The organism is Spirosoma luteum DSM 19990 (assembly GCF_000374065.1).
Taxonomy (GTDB): Bacteria; Bacteroidota; Bacteroidia; order Cytophagales; family Spirosomataceae; genus Spirosoma; species Spirosoma luteum.
Window position 1 is genome coordinate 82,886 of sequence record NZ_KB893301.1, and the last position, 15,690, is coordinate 98,575.

14 protein-coding genes and 1 pseudogene are annotated in these 15,690 nt (G+C 50.6%); 8 read left to right on the forward strand and 7 right to left on the reverse strand.

Annotated features, from left to right (window positions below; genetic code table 11):
- Window positions 1-31 precede the first annotated feature (31 nt).
- The 5 genes from B156_RS0125075 to galK all read right to left on the reverse strand — a co-directional run bounded on the left by B156_RS0125075 (window position 32) and on the right by galK (window position 4,242).
- Entirely contained in the window at window positions 32-556 is a 525-nt protein-coding gene (locus B156_RS0125075) for a Dps family protein (RefSeq protein ID WP_018622550.1), read from the reverse strand.
- A 71-nt stretch (window positions 557-627) separates the two neighbouring features.
- Window positions 628-1,563: a sugar phosphate isomerase/epimerase family protein gene (locus tag B156_RS0125080; RefSeq protein WP_026261051.1), complete on the reverse strand. Its 936-nt coding sequence runs from the start codon at window positions 1,561-1,563 to the stop codon at window positions 628-630.
- A 22-nt stretch (window positions 1,564-1,585) separates the two neighbouring features.
- Entirely contained in the window at window positions 1,586-2,266 is a 681-nt protein-coding gene (locus B156_RS0125085) for a cell division ATP-binding protein FtsE (protein WP_018622552.1), read from the reverse strand.
- A 95-nt stretch (window positions 2,267-2,361) separates the two neighbouring features.
- Window positions 2,362-3,021: a fructose-6-phosphate aldolase gene (gene fsa, locus B156_RS0125090; protein WP_018622553.1), complete on the reverse strand. Its 660-nt coding sequence runs from the start codon at window positions 3,019-3,021 to the stop codon at window positions 2,362-2,364.
- A 57-nt stretch (window positions 3,022-3,078) separates the two neighbouring features.
- Window positions 3,079-4,242, reverse strand: coding sequence for a galactokinase (gene galK, locus B156_RS0125095; protein WP_018622554.1), 1,164 nt, complete (start codon window positions 4,240-4,242; stop codon window positions 3,079-3,081).
- Window positions 4,243-4,634: 392 nt separating this feature from the next.
- On the opposite strand from galK, the gene B156_RS0125100 reads away from it, so the two are divergent.
- The 3 genes from B156_RS0125100 to B156_RS0125110 are packed head-to-tail and all read left to right on the forward strand — an operon-like array spanning window position 4,635 to window position 6,550.
- Entirely contained in the window at window positions 4,635-5,312 is a 678-nt protein-coding gene (locus B156_RS0125100) for a tetratricopeptide repeat protein (protein WP_018622555.1), read from the forward strand.
- A 42-nt stretch (window positions 5,313-5,354) separates the two neighbouring features.
- Window positions 5,355-5,711, forward strand: a complete 357-nt coding sequence (locus B156_RS0125105) for a transmembrane 220 family protein (protein ID WP_018622556.1) — start codon at window positions 5,355-5,357, stop codon at window positions 5,709-5,711.
- Window positions 5,708-6,550: a hydroxymethylglutaryl-CoA lyase gene (locus tag B156_RS0125110; protein ID WP_018622557.1), complete on the forward strand. Its 843-nt coding sequence runs from the start codon at window positions 5,708-5,710 to the stop codon at window positions 6,548-6,550. Before B156_RS0125105 ends, B156_RS0125110 begins: the two co-directional genes overlap by 4 nt.
- A 94-nt stretch (window positions 6,551-6,644) precedes the next feature.
- Here the strand turns inward: B156_RS0125110 and dapA are convergent, their stop codons facing one another.
- Together dapA and ligA are read right to left on the reverse strand one after the other, a co-directional pair.
- Window positions 6,645-7,541, reverse strand: a complete 897-nt coding sequence (dapA, locus tag B156_RS0125115; RefSeq protein WP_018622558.1) for a 4-hydroxy-tetrahydrodipicolinate synthase — start codon at window positions 7,539-7,541, stop codon at window positions 6,645-6,647.
- Window positions 7,542-7,659: 118 nt separating this feature from the next.
- Window positions 7,660-9,801: an NAD-dependent DNA ligase LigA gene (ligA, locus tag B156_RS0125120; RefSeq protein WP_018622559.1), complete on the reverse strand. Its 2,142-nt coding sequence runs from the start codon at window positions 9,799-9,801 to the stop codon at window positions 7,660-7,662.
- Between the two features lie 294 nt (window positions 9,802-10,095).
- Between ligA and rpe the strand changes: the two genes are divergently transcribed.
- The 5 genes and pseudogenes from rpe (at window position 10,096) to B156_RS0125145 (ending at window position 15,663) form a co-directional block, all read left to right on the forward strand.
- On the forward strand, window positions 10,096-10,767 hold the full coding sequence (gene rpe / locus B156_RS0125125; RefSeq protein WP_018622560.1) for a ribulose-phosphate 3-epimerase: 672 nt from the start codon (window positions 10,096-10,098) through the stop codon (window positions 10,765-10,767).
- A gap of 47 nt (window positions 10,768-10,814) precedes the next feature.
- On the forward strand, window positions 10,815-12,215 hold the full coding sequence (locus B156_RS0125130; RefSeq protein ID WP_018622561.1) for an alpha-amylase family glycosyl hydrolase: 1,401 nt from the start codon (window positions 10,815-10,817) through the stop codon (window positions 12,213-12,215).
- Window positions 12,216-12,318: 103 nt separating this feature from the next.
- Window positions 12,319-14,409 carry an OmpA family protein gene (locus B156_RS0125135; protein WP_018622563.1) on the forward strand — a complete coding sequence of 697 codons (2,091 nt, stop codon included), beginning with the start codon at window positions 12,319-12,321 and terminating at the stop codon, window positions 14,407-14,409.
- A gap of 31 nt (window positions 14,410-14,440) precedes the next feature.
- Window positions 14,441-14,725: pseudogene (locus tag B156_RS0125140) on the forward strand (glycosyltransferase family 39 protein); the annotation flags it as partial.
- Window positions 14,726-14,838: 113 nt separating this feature from the next.
- Window positions 14,839-15,663 carry a transketolase gene (locus B156_RS0125145; protein ID WP_018622566.1) on the forward strand — a complete coding sequence of 275 codons (825 nt, stop codon included), beginning with the start codon at window positions 14,839-14,841 and terminating at the stop codon, window positions 15,661-15,663.
- The last annotated feature ends 27 nt before the right edge of the window (window positions 15,664-15,690 follow it).

Below are 15,690 nucleotides of genomic sequence, written 5' to 3' on the forward strand. Positions count from 1 at the left end.
ACAATCATCATTCATCATTCCTGATTTATCATTAGGAGAGGTATTTCCGCAGCATCCAGGCCATTTTTTCGTGTTCTTCCATCAGGCCCGTCAGGAAATCGGCTGTGCCAGCGTCATCCAGATCATCGTCGCAAGTGGCTACGTCTTCCCGCAGTTCACGGGCCAGTTGCTCGTGGTCAGCCAAAAGGCGTTCGAACATGTCGTGCGTTTTTACTTCGCCACTGTGGTCTTCCTCCAGGCTTGTTTCCTTAATGAAATCGCCCATGGTAGCCAGCGGGCGGCCTCCCAGCGTGCGGATACGTTCGGCCACAAGGTCAATGAATTCCTCGAGTTGCTTATACTGCTCCTCAAAAAACTCGTGGTATTCTTTAAAACTCGGCCCCGCTACATTCCAGTGATACTTACGCGTCTTGATGTACAATACGTGTAAATCAGCGAGATAGGCATTCAGCAATTCGTTGGCTTTTTTCATGGAGTCTTTCTCCAGGCCAATATTAGGCTGAATATTTTTGATCGGTTTTTCCTGCGTTTCCGGTTTGTTTAAATCAGTAGCCATAAAAGCGTATGTGTAAGTTTTAATTTACAAACCACGCTACCCAAAAATTGTTGCTACTTTTCAGGCGCTAATCAAATTAAACCGGCAAAAACGTCTTTGGCATAAGTCAGGTCCTGCTTATGCGCTTCCACTGCTTCCAGCGTATGGGGTGAGCCTTTTTCCAGGCATTGTTCCAGTACTAAGTTAGGCCGGACGCCCAGCGTTTTCAGGTCGGTTGCCAGCCGTCGGTATTCGATATCACCCTCCTGGAATGTTTCCTGCCAGACACCTGCTTTCGATTGTCGGATATGCACTTCAACGATTCGCTTGCCGTAAAGCTTTACCACATCAAACAAGGCCACCTGCGAGTTGCCCGACCCCCGATATACCCAGTGGGCATCCAGGCAGAGCGAAACGTTTTTCGGTTCAGTTGCCAACAGCATGTGGTGAAATTCCCGCGCAGCCTGACGGTGTTCCGGGGCGTGGGTATGGTAGGCCAGCGTGATGCCCCGTTTGCGTAGTTCGTCGCCCAGCCGGTTCAGGTTTTTGGCCTGCTCAATCAGTTCTTGGTCGGTTTTATCGTCTTCACTGCCCCACTTGACGGGACTGGGGTTCGTTACAAAAATGGACGTACCGGCAGGGCGGGAGGCTTCGGCAATGGCCAGAACCGAATCAATGGATTTCTGGGCTTCGTCGGCCCGGTGGAGGGTGCTGTTTACGTACAGGGATGGCATTGCCAGCCCGTGTTTTTTTAATAAGGGCACCAGTTTCGTCACTTCTTCGGCGGAGGTGACTCCCGGTTCGTAAGCGGTTAGTCCCGATTGTGCCAGTTCGCTTAATGAGGCATCAGGGTCAGCCATCCACGTTTTACCCTGCCGCTCGTAAAAGGTTAGCCAGCTGTAGGAATTGCAGGAAATGGGAAAGGACTTAACAGGAACGGGCGCCTGAGCAAAGCCCATCTCAGCAAGAAATGTTGTGCCGGTAAGAGCGGCCAGGGAACCTAGAAAATGACGACGGTGAGACAGCATAGGTTTTGGGGTTAAAAACCGCCTAGCCCAGCAACTCCACCACCTGTCCATCCTGACAGCGTAGTACGCGGGCGGGGTATTTGTTCAGCAGGTCATAATTGTGGGTTGCCATCAGGACAGCCGTGCCCGCACTGTTGATTGCCTGAAACACTTTCATAATCTGATCGGCCACTGCCGGGTCGAGGTTGCCGGTTGGCTCATCGGCAATGAGGATTAGCGGCTCGTTGAGCATGGAACGCGCAATGACCACCCGCTGCTGCTCGCCACCCGAAAGCTGATGGGGCATTTTTTTCTGAGCCGTCCCCAAACCCACCTGCATAAGCACATCGGCAATGCGATTGTTCATATCCGCCTTGTTCTTCCAACCGGTAGCCTTGAGCACAAACTTCAGGTTGTCTTCAACGGTGCGGTCGAAAAACAACTGGAAATCCTGAAAAACAATGCCAATATGTCGGCGTAGATGCGGAACATCACGAGGTTTCATCGCTTCCAGTTTGTAGCCTGCTACAAACCCTGAACCGTTCTGAAGCCACAAATCGGCGTATAACGTTTTCAGCAGGGATGTTTTTCCGCTACCCGTCCGGCCAATCAGGTACGCAAAGTCTCCCTTCTGTATCTGAAAGGATACGTTACCCAGAATTAACTTTTTATCCTGATAAATATCGGCATGATCGAGCGTAAGAACGGATTCGGTCGAGAACATGAGCTGCGGTATAAAGTTTTCGGTTTATCGTTTACGGTTGGCTGACGCACTATTTTTACGCGTCAGCCAACCGTAAACGATAAACCGAAAACGATTTATTTCTTTTCTACTTTAGCGTGATCGGACAGGAATTTAGCCAGGCCACTATCCGTCAGCGGATGATTGATCAGCATTTTCATGACGCTTAATGGAGCCGTCATCACATCGGCACCAATTTCGGCGCACTGAATCACGTGCATTGGGTGACGAACTGACGCGGCCAGTACTTCGGTCGTGTACCCGTAATTGGTGTAGATATTAACGATCTGCTCGATCAGGGCCATACCATCGGTTGAAATATCATCTAACCGACCCACGAATGGAGAAACGTAGGTAGCACCGGCTTTGGCGGCCAATAATGCCTGACCCGCCGAGAACACCAGCGTGCAGTTGGTGCGAATGCCTTTTTCGGAGAAATACTTGATGGCTTTGATACTATCGCCACTCATGGGGACTTTCACCACGATATTTTCGTCTATTTCGGCTAATTCTTCGCCTTCTTTAATCATCTCGTCGTACGTAACTGAGATGACCTCTGCGCTGACATCGCTCTGAACGATGTCGCAGATTTCTTTATAATGGCGCATCACATTGTCTTTTCCTGTGATACCTTCTTTGGCCATTAAGGAAGGGTTGGTGGTAACGCCGTCAAGAATTCCCATTTCCTGGGCTTCCCGAATGTCAGCCAGATTGGCCGTGTCAATGAAAAATTTCATGGTAAATAGTGTTAATTAATTGGTTTGTAGTCGTTCGTATAGAAGGGTTTTTTAATCCTAACTTACTGCTACAGTTACTATACGGGTTCCGTCCTGGATTTTACAGGTGTGAAGGTACGTATCTTTCCCTGTTCGGGCTTTGTATTCCCCGGTAATCACCTGGCTGAAGTGGTCGAGCTCTGCTTCCTGAACCAGGTTAATGGTACACCCGCCAAAGCCTCCGCCCATCATGCGTGCGCCCAGAACACCCGGTTGCCGACGGGCAATATCGACCAGGATATCCAGCTCCGGGCAACTAACTTCGTATTGCTGACTGAGGCCCTCATGAGAGCCGTACATCAGTTGTCCAAAAGCGGCTATATTGTTTTCTTCCAGTGCCGCTACCCCATCAATCAGGCGCTGGTTTTCCTGAACAACATAAGCGCACCGGCGGTAGATTAATGGTTCCGTATCCCGCAGATGCTTATCCAGCATGGACATGGTCACATCGCGCAGGCTTTTGATGGTTGGGTAAAATACCTGGAGAAAACGGACACCCGCTTCGCATTCGGCCCGGCGCGTATTGTACTCCGAGTTTACCAGCGCGTGTTTCACCCGTGAATCGCAGAGTACAATGCTGATGCCGTCCATGTTGAGGGGAGCGTAAGCATAATCGAGCGAGCGGCAGTCGAGTTTAATCACGTGCTCGGCCTTGCCCATCATACTGGCAAACATGTCCATGATACCTACTTTGGCACCAACAAACTCATTTTCGGCACGTTGCGATAATCGAACCAGTGCTATTCGGTCAAGTCCAAGACTCAGTAATTCATTGACGGCAAAGCCAACGCCGTTTTCCAGCGCGGCTGATGACGACAGGCCGGCACCTATCGGGATAGTGCCACCAAAAACGCAGTTAATTCCTTTCAGGGCATGCCCCTCCAGGCGGAACTGCGCTAACACGCCGAGGAGATAATCAGCCCAGGTAGTAGTAGGAGACAGGCTATTGAGCGAACCGGCAAACGTTTCATCCAGGTCATGCGCGACAAAATGAAGTTCATCATCGTCACGCAGACCGATGGCCAGATAAATGGCTTTATCAATGGCGGCCGGCAGCACAAACCCTTCGTTGTAATCGGTATGTTCACCAATGAGATTGACCCGGCCGGGTGAACAAATCAGCAAAGGGTCGGAATGAAATAAATTGCGGAAGGAAGTAGAGAGCTGACTAAGCAGATTCATAGAGTTCAGAAGATTTAGCGATTTGATACAGCTAAATGCATATAACCCGCTAAATAACGTAACTGCATCGGGCAGAAACAAAAAATGGCAAACCAATGTCTCACCGCTACGACCACCTACCCTTGCTTCGGTCAAGACCTGGGGGATTCAGCAGGAGCTGGTAGCACCGATTTGCCGGTACAAAGTTAAGCAACTATTACGCAAACGACCAAATTTCACCTGTACCTTTGCCTTTATTAATTCTGAATGACATGTTCAAAAAGCGAGAGAGTGAAAGGGCGAAAGGGCGAAAAACTAAATTGGAACGGTATTTTGGTGCAAGAGGACGAACGATAGCTGGCCGACAGTTTTGTTTAAATTCAGTCTTTTGCTCTGTCGCTCTTTCACTCTTTATGCTTTCCTGTAACTCGTCCGATAAATACGTTGAGCAGGGGCGGGGTTATTTAAAAGAGGGTAAATTTCGGGAGGCTGTACAGGTGCTGAACCAGGCTATCCAGGCCGATGATGAGAATGCCGATGCCTTTATATCGCGGGGGGTGGCGTATTTTGAGTTGAAGGAATACGCGAATGCAGCTCTTGATTATGAGCAGGCCATAAAACTAAATCCTGGTTTCTACCGGCCTTACTATAATCGGGGTTTGCTGAAAATAGCCCAAAACGATTTGACGGGTGCTCTTGCAGATTATTCGGAGGCAATCAAGCTGGCTCCCGATACCAGCCGACAGATCAGTGCCGAACTGTTTCTGAACCGGGGCCAGCTGTTTGCCTCCCAGGGGCAGATTCAACCGGCTCTAACTGACTTTTCGCAGGCTATAACGTTAGATTCACTGAACGCACTGGCTTTGTACAACCGGGGGTCGATTCGGTTTGATCAAAAAGACCTTGCCGGTTCCATTGCCGATTTTCAGCGGGCTGTTAAAGCGGACTCCAAATTCGGGAAAGCTTTTTACGGGTTAGGAATTGCCCAACTCGTACAAAGTAACCGGGAAACGGGATGCCTGAATCTGAAACAGGCTCAATTACTGGGCTATGCCGATGCCGTCAATGCGGTGGCGGAGTACTGTAAATGAGTCAATCAGTTACTGACCAACTCTCTAGCTAGTTAACTATTTATGCGTAAAGTCATTTCCATCGTTTTTGGTCTGCTCTTCGTTTTGTTTGCGGCCTTTCAGTACAATGACCCTGACCCTCTGGTTTGGGTTCCTATCTATCTGGTGGCTGCTATTGCCTGTTTTATGGCATTCGCCGGTGTTGGAAGTCCAGCAGTATATGTCGCTATCGCTGCTGGGTACGTCGTAGCCGCTATCTACCAATGGCCTCCCCGGTTTGAGGGTTTCCTGTTTAGCGAGATTGGGATGCGGAGCACAAACATCGAACTGGCCCGCGAAGCCGGTGGACTGGCTATTTGCGCGGTCGTGATGGTTTTGCTGGCTCTACTTATGCGTCAACTCCAGTCCATTCGCCGATGAAACTTATCGAATGTCCGCGGGATGCCATGCAGGGCCTCGACCATTTTGTACCAACAGAATTGAAAATCCGGTACCTGAATGCGTTACTGGCCGTTGGGTTCGACACCCTTGATTTCGGGAGTTTTGTTTCACCGAAGGCCATACCTCAGATGCGTGATACGGCCGAGGTACTGGCTGGCCTTAAATTATCGAAAACCCAGACGAAGTTGCTGGCCATCGTAGCCAATCTGCGCGGGGCCGAAAATGCCCTGAGCCACGATTCGATTCAGTACATTGGCTTCCCGTTATCCGTTTCAGAAACGTTTCAGCAGCGAAATACCAACAAAACCATTGCACAGGCACTAACTGAGGTTGCCGACATTCAGCAACGTTGCGTTGAAGCCGGTAGAGAACTGGTGGTGTATCTTTCGATGGGCTTTGGGAATCCGTATGGTGATGCATACAGCCCGGAGCTGGTAAGTGAGTTCACGGAGAAATTAGTAGTGATGGGCGTGAGAATCATTGCCCCGTCAGACACGGTTGGTTCATCGTCACCCGAGGCCATTGAAGCCTTATTCGGACAGCTGATTCCGGCTTTTCCAACCGTTGAATTTGGGGCACATCTGCACGCCCGCCCCGGCGAAGCAGACGCCAAAGTGCGGGCGGCAGTCCGCGCTGGTGTCCAGCGTATAGACGGGGCATTACGGGGTTTTGGCGGTTGTCCCATGGCCGCCGATAACCTGACGGGTAACCTGCCAACTGAAGAAATTATTCAGACACTAGCTGCTTCGGGCGTGGCTGTTGGCATTAATAAAGAAGCGTTGCAGAAAGCACTGATGCTATCGGCAGGGGNATTTTAAAAGGGTTTGTAAATCATAAAAGTCATGGGACTGGCAACTACAACTGCCAGTCCCATGACTTTTATGATTTACCCCAATTGGGTAAGGTGCGGCTTCAGGCCACTAGTTCCAGTAACCCATCGCGCTGTAAAACAGCCCGTTGGCGTTCGACCAGATCATCGGAGGCTCGCATGAGGGGGAGCCTTACTTCGGATGAAATAAGCCCCATGATGTCCAGAATACTTTTAACGCCAACCGGATTACCTTCTTCATACAACAAAGGGTCTATTCGTAGAAAATGCCCAAGTTCTTTCTGCGCGAAAGCGAAATCGCCCCGCAATGCGGCTTCAATCATGCCGCAGAACTTAGCCGGAAATACATTGGCAATGACCGACATAACGCCGACGCCACCGATACTGACGATGGGGACGCCTTGCACATCGTCGCCGGAAATGAGCAGAAAATCGTCGGGCTTATCGCGGGCAATTTCCATACACTGCTCAATGATACAGGACGCTTCTTTCACACCGATAATATTCGGGTGCTGCGCCAGTTCGCAGATGGTTTCGGCACTCATATTAATACCCGTCCGAAATGGAATATTGTACAGAATAACCGGCACCGGGCTGGCATCGGCTACACGGGTAAAGTGCTCGATAACGCCCCGTTTGCCGGGTTTATTATAGTACGGGCAAACGGATAAAATGGCATCGACACCATCGAAATCAATGTCCTTCATACCCGCAACAACGTCGGATGTTACATTACCCCCCACACCAAATACGATGGGCAGGTTTTTTGGATTATTTTCCCTGAGGTATTGAAGCAGCTTCGCTTTTTCCTGTTTCGTTACTGTGGGCGATTCGCCGGTAGTGCCTTGCAAAACGATGTACCGAACACCCCCATCGGAGATGTGCCGAACGATGCGGCCGAAGCCATCGAAATCAATCGATTGATCAGCGTTGAAAGGAGTTACGATAGCAACCCCTACGCCATGGAACTTAGTATCCATTAGAATAAACAGGAAAGTACAACACGGCAAAGTTACGGGAATTTAGTTGCGAAAAATCTTGCCGGGCTACGTTCTCTTTTTGAATCTATACCCCGTAAGTTAGTCAACCGTACTAACCCTACACGACCAGCATCGCCATAAACTCATCTTCTCCAATCAGGGGCACGTTTAGTTTCCGGGCTTTTTCGACCTTCGATGGTCCGGCGTTTTCGCCCACAATCAGGTAATTGAGTTTTTTGGAAATGCCACTGAGCACCCGCCCGCCGTTGGCTTCAATGCGGTTTTCTAGTTCCTCCCGGGTGAAATTGGCAAATGTGCCGGTGTACAGGAATGTCTTCCCCTCCAGCGTGTCGCCTTCCCGCTCCACTACTTTTTTCTCCCCGAAGAATTGTAGCCCGGCATCCCGTAACTGCTCCACTATGGCCCGGTTGTAATCGTCCGCGAACCATTCCACCACACTTTCGGCGATGCGGGGCCCCGTGTCCGGCACGGCCAGTAGTGCCTCCTGACTGGCAGCCATAACGGCATCCATCGACCCAAAATAGTCGGCCAGTTTTTCGGCGGTGGTGTTACCCACGTACCGAATGCCCAGAGCAAACAACACGTTGGCGAATGATTGCGCTTTTGACTTTTCGATGGCCGTCAGGATATTCTCGACGGTTTTTTCCCGGAAGCTGACAATTCGTTTTTTGCCCGTCTCTTCCGGTCCGGCGTTCCGGTCCAGAAACACCTTTTCGATACCCAGCAAATCATCGTAGGTCAGTTTGTAAAGGTCAGCGGGGGTTTCGACTAATCCCCGGTCGATGAGGAGTTCTATTTTTCCTTCGCCCAGGCTCTCGATGTTCATGGCCCGACGCTGAATAAAGTGTTCAAACCGGGCCTGACGCTGGGGTGGACAGCCCCGCTCGTTCGGGCAGTAAAAATTGGCCTGGGCGACACCTCGCTCCCCCTCCCGGCGAATCAATGGGGTATCACAAACCGGACAGGTGGTGGGATAAACGATGGGCTCACTCTTATCAGTACGTTTGGTCAAATCTACCCCCGTTATTTTCGGAATAATCTCGCCCCCTTTTTCTACGAAGACCGTGTCGTGCAACATGACACCCAGCCGCTCTATCTCGTTGGCATTGTGCAATGAGGCCCGTTTGACGGTGGTTCCGGCCAGAAGAACGGGTTTGAGCAGGGCAACGGGCGTAACCGCCCCCGTACGACCTACTTGGTAGCGAATCCCCTTCAGGACGGTACTGGCGGCCATCGCCTTATATTTGTAAGCAATGGCCCAACGGGGGCTTTTGGCGGTATAACCCAACTCGCGCTGCTGATCGTAGCGATTTACTTTGATAACGATACCATCCGTACCCAGAGGCAGGTCGAAGCGTTTTTGCTCCCACTGGTCGATGTATTGCATTACGGCTTGAATATCAACGCATTTCTGCCAGCTCTGCGATACATTGAAGCCCCACTGGTGCATGGCAATCAGGCTTTCTTCGTGTGTTTGGAACGCACCCGGCGCTGTTTCGTCGGCCAAGAACGAATAGACGTAGCAGTCCAACCGCCGTTTGGCTACAGCACTGGAGTCCTGCTGTTTAAACGTACCCGAAGCCGCATTGCGCGGGTTGGCCAGCAACGGTTCTCCAATGTCCTCGCGTTCCTTATTGATACGTTCAAACTCTGCCAGCGGTAAAAAACCTTCCCCCCGCACCTCGAATAGGGCTGGGGGCATGGGGGTTGGGGACTGGAGGTCCGGGCCTGGGGTCACGTTTTGCGTTCTCCCACGCCCTACACCCTTCACCCGCAGCGGTACCGTGCGGATGGTGCGGATGTTGTTCGTAATATCATCGCCCCGAACACCATCACCCCGGGTGGCACCCTGCACAAAAACGCCGTTCTCATACGTCAGGCTCAGGGCTACACCGTCAAATTTCAGTTCGCATATGTACTCATATGCCTGGCCGTTCAGCCCTTTCTGCACGCGTTTGTCGAATTCGATCAAGTCCTCTTCCGAATAGGTATTCCCCAGCGAGAGCATCGGGAAGCGATGATACACCGTGGCAAACTCTTTGCTGATGGTACCGCCAACGCGGGCCGTTGGCGAGTCGGGTTGGCGGTATTCAGGGTACTGAATTTCCAGTTCAGTCAGCTCAGTCAGCAGTTTGTCGAATGTAAAATCGTCGACTTCCGACGTACTGTTCTGGTAATACTGATGATTATAGTAGTGTAATAAATCAGTCAATTCGGCAATGCGCTCCTGGGGTATCATACGTCAATCAGTCAATCGGTTAGTGAGTCAACGAGTTAGTCAGTCATTTAATCAGCTTACGGTTCCTATATGAACATTACAACGGTCAGTCACTGACTGGATCAACCCACCAATTACTGCCTAACTAACCGACTCAACCACTGCTCAGCTTTAGGCGGCAATATTGAGTTTGTTTCCTCGTTCATGCAAAAAACGTTAGTTTTACAGGACAAAAAAATACGTAGCCCATAATTGCACAAGGCACCGACCACGCTTTTTTTCGGACGTTCCTTTTTTCAGTACATCTGACTAACTATGAATCAGCCCCTCATTGCCCCTTCTTTGCTGGCCGCCGATTTTGCCAATCTGCAAAAAGAACTGGAACTGATTAACCAGAGTGAAGCTGATTATCTGCATTTTGATGTGATGGATGGCGTATTTGTTCCCAATATTTCGTTTGGCTTTCCGCTACTGGAGGCAGCCCGCAACTACTGCCGCAAACCACTGGACGTACATTTGATGATTACCCAGCCAGAGCGGTATCTGGAGGCTTTTGCCGAAGGAGGGGCCTCGGTTATTCATGTTCACTACGAAGCCTGTACGCACCTGCACCGAACGCTTACCCGCATTCGTGAATTGGGCTGCCGGGCGGGCGTTGCCCTTAATCCACATACGCCCGTTTCGAGTCTTGAAGATGTGCTGGAGCAAATCGATGTTGTTCTGATAATGTCTGTCAATCCTGGCTTTGGCGGTCAGTCATTCATTCCACATACCATCCAGAAAGTAACGAAGTTGAAGCAGCTTCTGACGGCAAATCGCTCCCCGGCGCTGATTGAAATTGATGGGGGAGTCAGTCAGCAAAATGCGGAGGCCTTAGTTAGGGCCGGGGCCAATGTGCTGGTAGCGGGTAATTCAATTTTTAAGGCGGAAGACCCGCTGCAAGCTATCCAGCAATTAAGAAACAGCAGTCTGCCTCTGGTAGCCTGATGTATACGATGTCCTATTGGTCCATTTGAATCTGTAGCCCTCCGTTCATGAATAAAGTATATCTGGTCGTTTTCCTTAGTGCCCTGATACTGGCAACGGCCTGTCGCGATACCCAGCAAACCCGATCAGAGTCCTCCTCGGATACCGTTGCGCTGGCCGCTCCCCCTGCTCCCGAATGGGCCAAAAATGCGACTATTTACGAGGTCAATACGCGGCAATTTTCCCCACAGGGTAGTTTCAAAGCAATTGAAGAAGAGTTGCCACGCCTGAAAGAAATGGGGATCGATATTATCTGGCTGATGCCTATATTTCCCCTTAGTCAGGAAAATAAACAGGGTACCTTGGGCAGTTTGTACGCCATTGCTGACTACGATAAAGTGAATGCGGCTTATGGTACACTCGCCGATTTTAAGGCGCTCGTTAACCGGGCACACGCGCTGGGTCTGCACGTTCTACTTGATTGGGTGGCCAGCCACACGGGCCGCGATCACGTATGGGTGGATGCCCATCCCGACTGGTACCTTCAGGAGAACGGACGTATGATTGCCCCTATTGATCCGCAAACCAATAAGTCGACCAACTGGAAGGACGTTGTGGCCCTTGATTACAATAACCCCGACATGCGACGGGCTATGATCAGCACCATGCAGTACTGGGTGAAGGAAACGGACGTGGATGGGTATCGGTGCAATATGGGCGGTTTTGTGTCAAATGACTTCTGGGCAGAATTACGCCCTGAGTTAGACAAAATCAAGACGGTTTTTATGCTCTCCGAATGGGAAAATGAAGCGGATCAGTTCAAAAGCTGTTTCAATATGAATTATAGCTGGACGATGCATACGATCATGAAGGCCGTTGCGAAAGGGCTTCAAACCGCCGACAAGATCGACTCTGTGCGGGAAGTGAACCAGCAGCGCTTTCCTATTTGGTACTACCAGATGCTGTTTACGCAGAATCATGACGAAAATACCAACAATGGTACGGTAACGGAAACGTTCGGACCCGGTGCCGACGCGTTTATGGTGCTGAGCTGTACGCTGGAAGGGATGCCACTGGTATATAATGGTATGGAGTCCAACCTGACTAAGCGGATGTCCTTTTTTGAACCGGATACCATTGCCTGGGGAAACTATGCCAAAAGTGATTTCTTCAAGACCCTGCTTACCTTAAAGCACCGAAACCGGGCGTTATGGAACGGACTGGCCGGGGGTAAGGCAATAAAAATCAGTACCGATCATGACGATACAGTGTACGCTTTTTACCGGCAGCGCGATAGTGACCGGGTCGTTGTGTTACTTAATCTAAGCGACCACGCGCAAACGGTACATCTGATAGGTGATGGCTTTACGGGTATGTACACTGAGATATTCAGTCATCAGCCCATCGAATTGAAATCCGAAATGACTGCTACGCTCAAACCCTGGGAATATCGGGTACTGACGAATTAAGTTTTCTCACCAGCTGGCACGATAGGCCCGTAACTTATCGTTAAAATTGACAACTAATTCTCTACACATTCCGTATATAATTTATACTCACGCTTCACTGTTTATGCGATTTTGGATCATTTTGACGGGGATCATCAGTGTAATGACCACTTCAAGAAGTCAGGCGCAAACAACGACTCCGCAATCGGAAACGGGCATTCGCACTAAACTGGAGCTACCCCGCATACAGTGGGCAGGCCGCGTAATGGGCGTTTCGTCAGAGAAAAAGGGAGAGCCTACCGGCGAACAATTCGGTGCATCACAGGCTTTGGGCCGACCCAGTAAAGTGCCCGAAATGGGCGAAAGCCCCTGCGCCTGGGCACCCTTTTATGCCGATGGAACGGCTGATGAATGGATTCAGGTAGGGTTTGATCAACCCATGTATGCCCGGCAAATTATTATAGCCGAAAATGTAAATCCGGGAGCCGTTGTTAAGGTTATTGTAACCGATGATAAAAGCACCGAGCATGTCGTTTACGAAGCACCGGGCACTCAGCCCCGCACCGATCCGCTACTCCGTATATTTCCCAAAGAAAGTGATTACCGCTGTTCCCGAATCAAGGTTGTTATGAACGGGGCCGCCCTGAAGGGAATGAACCAGATCGATGCCATTGGTATTTCGGAAGAAAAAACCCCCGTAGCCGTAGGAATCAATCTGTCGAAGGAGACACCTAAAGAAATTCAGAAAGAAAACCTGGGCAAAACCGTCAATTCCGCCGGGCAGGAGGTAGCCCCCGTTATTTCACCCGATGGCCGGACACTGTACTTCACCCGGAATTTTAACAAGGCTAACATCGGAGCCTCCGACCGGCAGGACGTCTGGTACTCCACGCGGCAGTCGGTGGCTAACGGGAGTGAGTCTGACTGGAGTGAAGCCGTCAATATTGGCCCACCTATCAACAATGCGGGCGACAATGCCATCAGCGGCATGGCACCCGATGGGCGCACTGCCTACCTTATCAACGTGTACCGACCCGACGGGGGCATGTCGTTCGGGATTTCAAAATCCATCCGGACCAAAGCGGGCTGGTCGCAACCGGTGGAGTGCCGCATAGCTAATAACTACAACCTGCACGAAAAAAACCAACTGGAATTTTGTGTTTCGCCCGACGGGCGGGCTATTATCCTGGCCGTTCAGCGGAAAGATACCCGGGGTAACCGCGATTTGTACGTGTCGCTGCAAAAACCGGACAATAGCTGGACGGAACCCGTATCCCTGGGTAATGTGATCAACACGGCCGAATTTGAAAGCTCGCCCTTTCTGGCGGCCGACAGTCGAACGCTTTATTTCACCTCGGCCGGCCATGCGGGTTATGGCAACGGGGATATTTTCGTTAGTCGGCGGCTGGATGACTCCTGGGGTAACTGGAGTGAGCCCGAAAACCTTGGGCCTTCCATCAATACCGACGAGTGGGATGGTTATTTTACCATTCCGGCCTCGGGCGATTATGCCTATCTGAGTTCTCGCGCCGGTTCGCTGGGAGAAGATGACATTTTTCGATTGAAACTGTATCCTGCCATCAAACCCGATCCGGTAGCCATCATATCGGGGCAGGTGCTGGATTCAAAGAGTAAAAAACCAATAGCTTCGGAAGTGATATCCGAAATTCTTGGCGACAGTACGGATGTCTCCACTGTTGACTATAACCCCGAAACCGGCGGGTTTACGATGATTTTGCCCACGCAAAAAGCCTATACGCTGAAAGCAAAAAAAGAAGGTTACTTCACTACCAGCGAAGTGCTCGACCTGAGTAAAGACAAACGGTTTCGGGATATTCGGCGTACCCTGCTTTTAGTGAAAATTGAACCTGGTCAGAAAATTACCATGCGCGAGGTACTGTTTCAGCAAAGTCAGTATGAACTGGAGCCGGGAGCCAACGCCGAACTGGACCAGGTAGTGGCGATGCTGGACAAATACCCAACCATGGAGTTGCTGGTGGAGGGGCACACCGATAACCAAGGCGAATGGGACCTTAACATGAAACTCTCGGAAGATCGGGTTCGGGTAGTGAAAGAGTACATGATGGCAAAAGGGGTAACCGAAAGCCGCATTCAGACCAAAGCCTGGGGACCCAGCAAACCCGTTGCCAGCAACACCAACGAGGAGAAACGCAAACTAAACCGGCGGGTAGAATTCACAATCCTGAAACTATGAGAACCCGGATTTTGCACGTAGTTTTGCCCTGATGTCTGCTCCTTTGTCGCGTAATACATTGTTTTTGCTGGCTTCTTTACTGGTACTCGCTCTGGGTCTTCGTCTGTACCGGGTTGGTACCTACGGTATTTTTTTCGACGGAAAGTCGACGCAGCTCATCAGCCAGAGTGTAGTGCTGGAAGGCTCCAATCAGAAAGATGTGTTCAGCAAGCCCTACTTTACCCCCGCTGAGTACTGGAAGCCCAAGACGATCAACGATTTTATTGACGCCAACATCCGGGGCGACATTGGCAACAGCCCGGCCTATTATGCGGTAGAACCCAACCATATTATACTGGTAAAAGGGAATTCAGGCGAAAAAACCACTATTTTTGATTTCAGAGGGGCAACTTATCCCTACATTGATTAGCCCGTTAGCATCAGCCAACTATGAATTTAATTACAGATATAACGGATATAAAAACGCTTCAGGGGCAACTCAGACTTAAATTACTGAGTATGTACAACCAGGCTCATGCCGGGCATATCGGCTGTTCGCTCAGTTGCATCGACCTGATGATTGCAACGCTCGTGTTACGTAAACGGGAACAGGATACGTTTCTGCTTTCCAAGGGTCACGCGGCCGCTTCGCTGTATACCTGCCTGAACTACCTCGGCGAGATTTCGGACGAGACCCTGGCCACATACTACCTGAATGGTACCTCGTTACCGGCTCACCCGGCACCCAAGCAGCATCTGGGAATTCCTTTTGCTACCGGGTCGCTGGGGCATGGGCTGCCCATTGGTACCGGCATTGCCCAGGCGGGGAAACTAATGGGTGATGATTCCCGCGTGTTTGTGCTGATGTCGGATGGCGAAACCAACGAAGGTACTACCTGGGAGGCCGCCCACTTTGCTATCCAGCATGGGCTGGATAACCTCATTGTGTTGATTGATAAAAACGGGTTGCAGGGCTTTGGTCAGACAGTCGATGTGATGGGTGATACGGCCGATGTGAAAACCTGGAATGCTATTGGTTTCGATACAGAAGTGGTGGATGGTCATGATATTAGCGAACTGGTAGCGACCGTTGACCGGTTGACGGCCAATGCCAATGGGAAACCTAAACTGCTGATTGCCAAAACAATCAAAGGCAAAGGCGTTTCGTACATGGAAAACCGGCTCGAATGGCATTACCTGCCCATGACGGAAGCCCAGTACGAGCAGGCGCATACGGAGGTTAGTGAGCGGTATTTTCAGCCACATCCTGCCTGATTGGTGATTGACCTGTTGTACCAATCC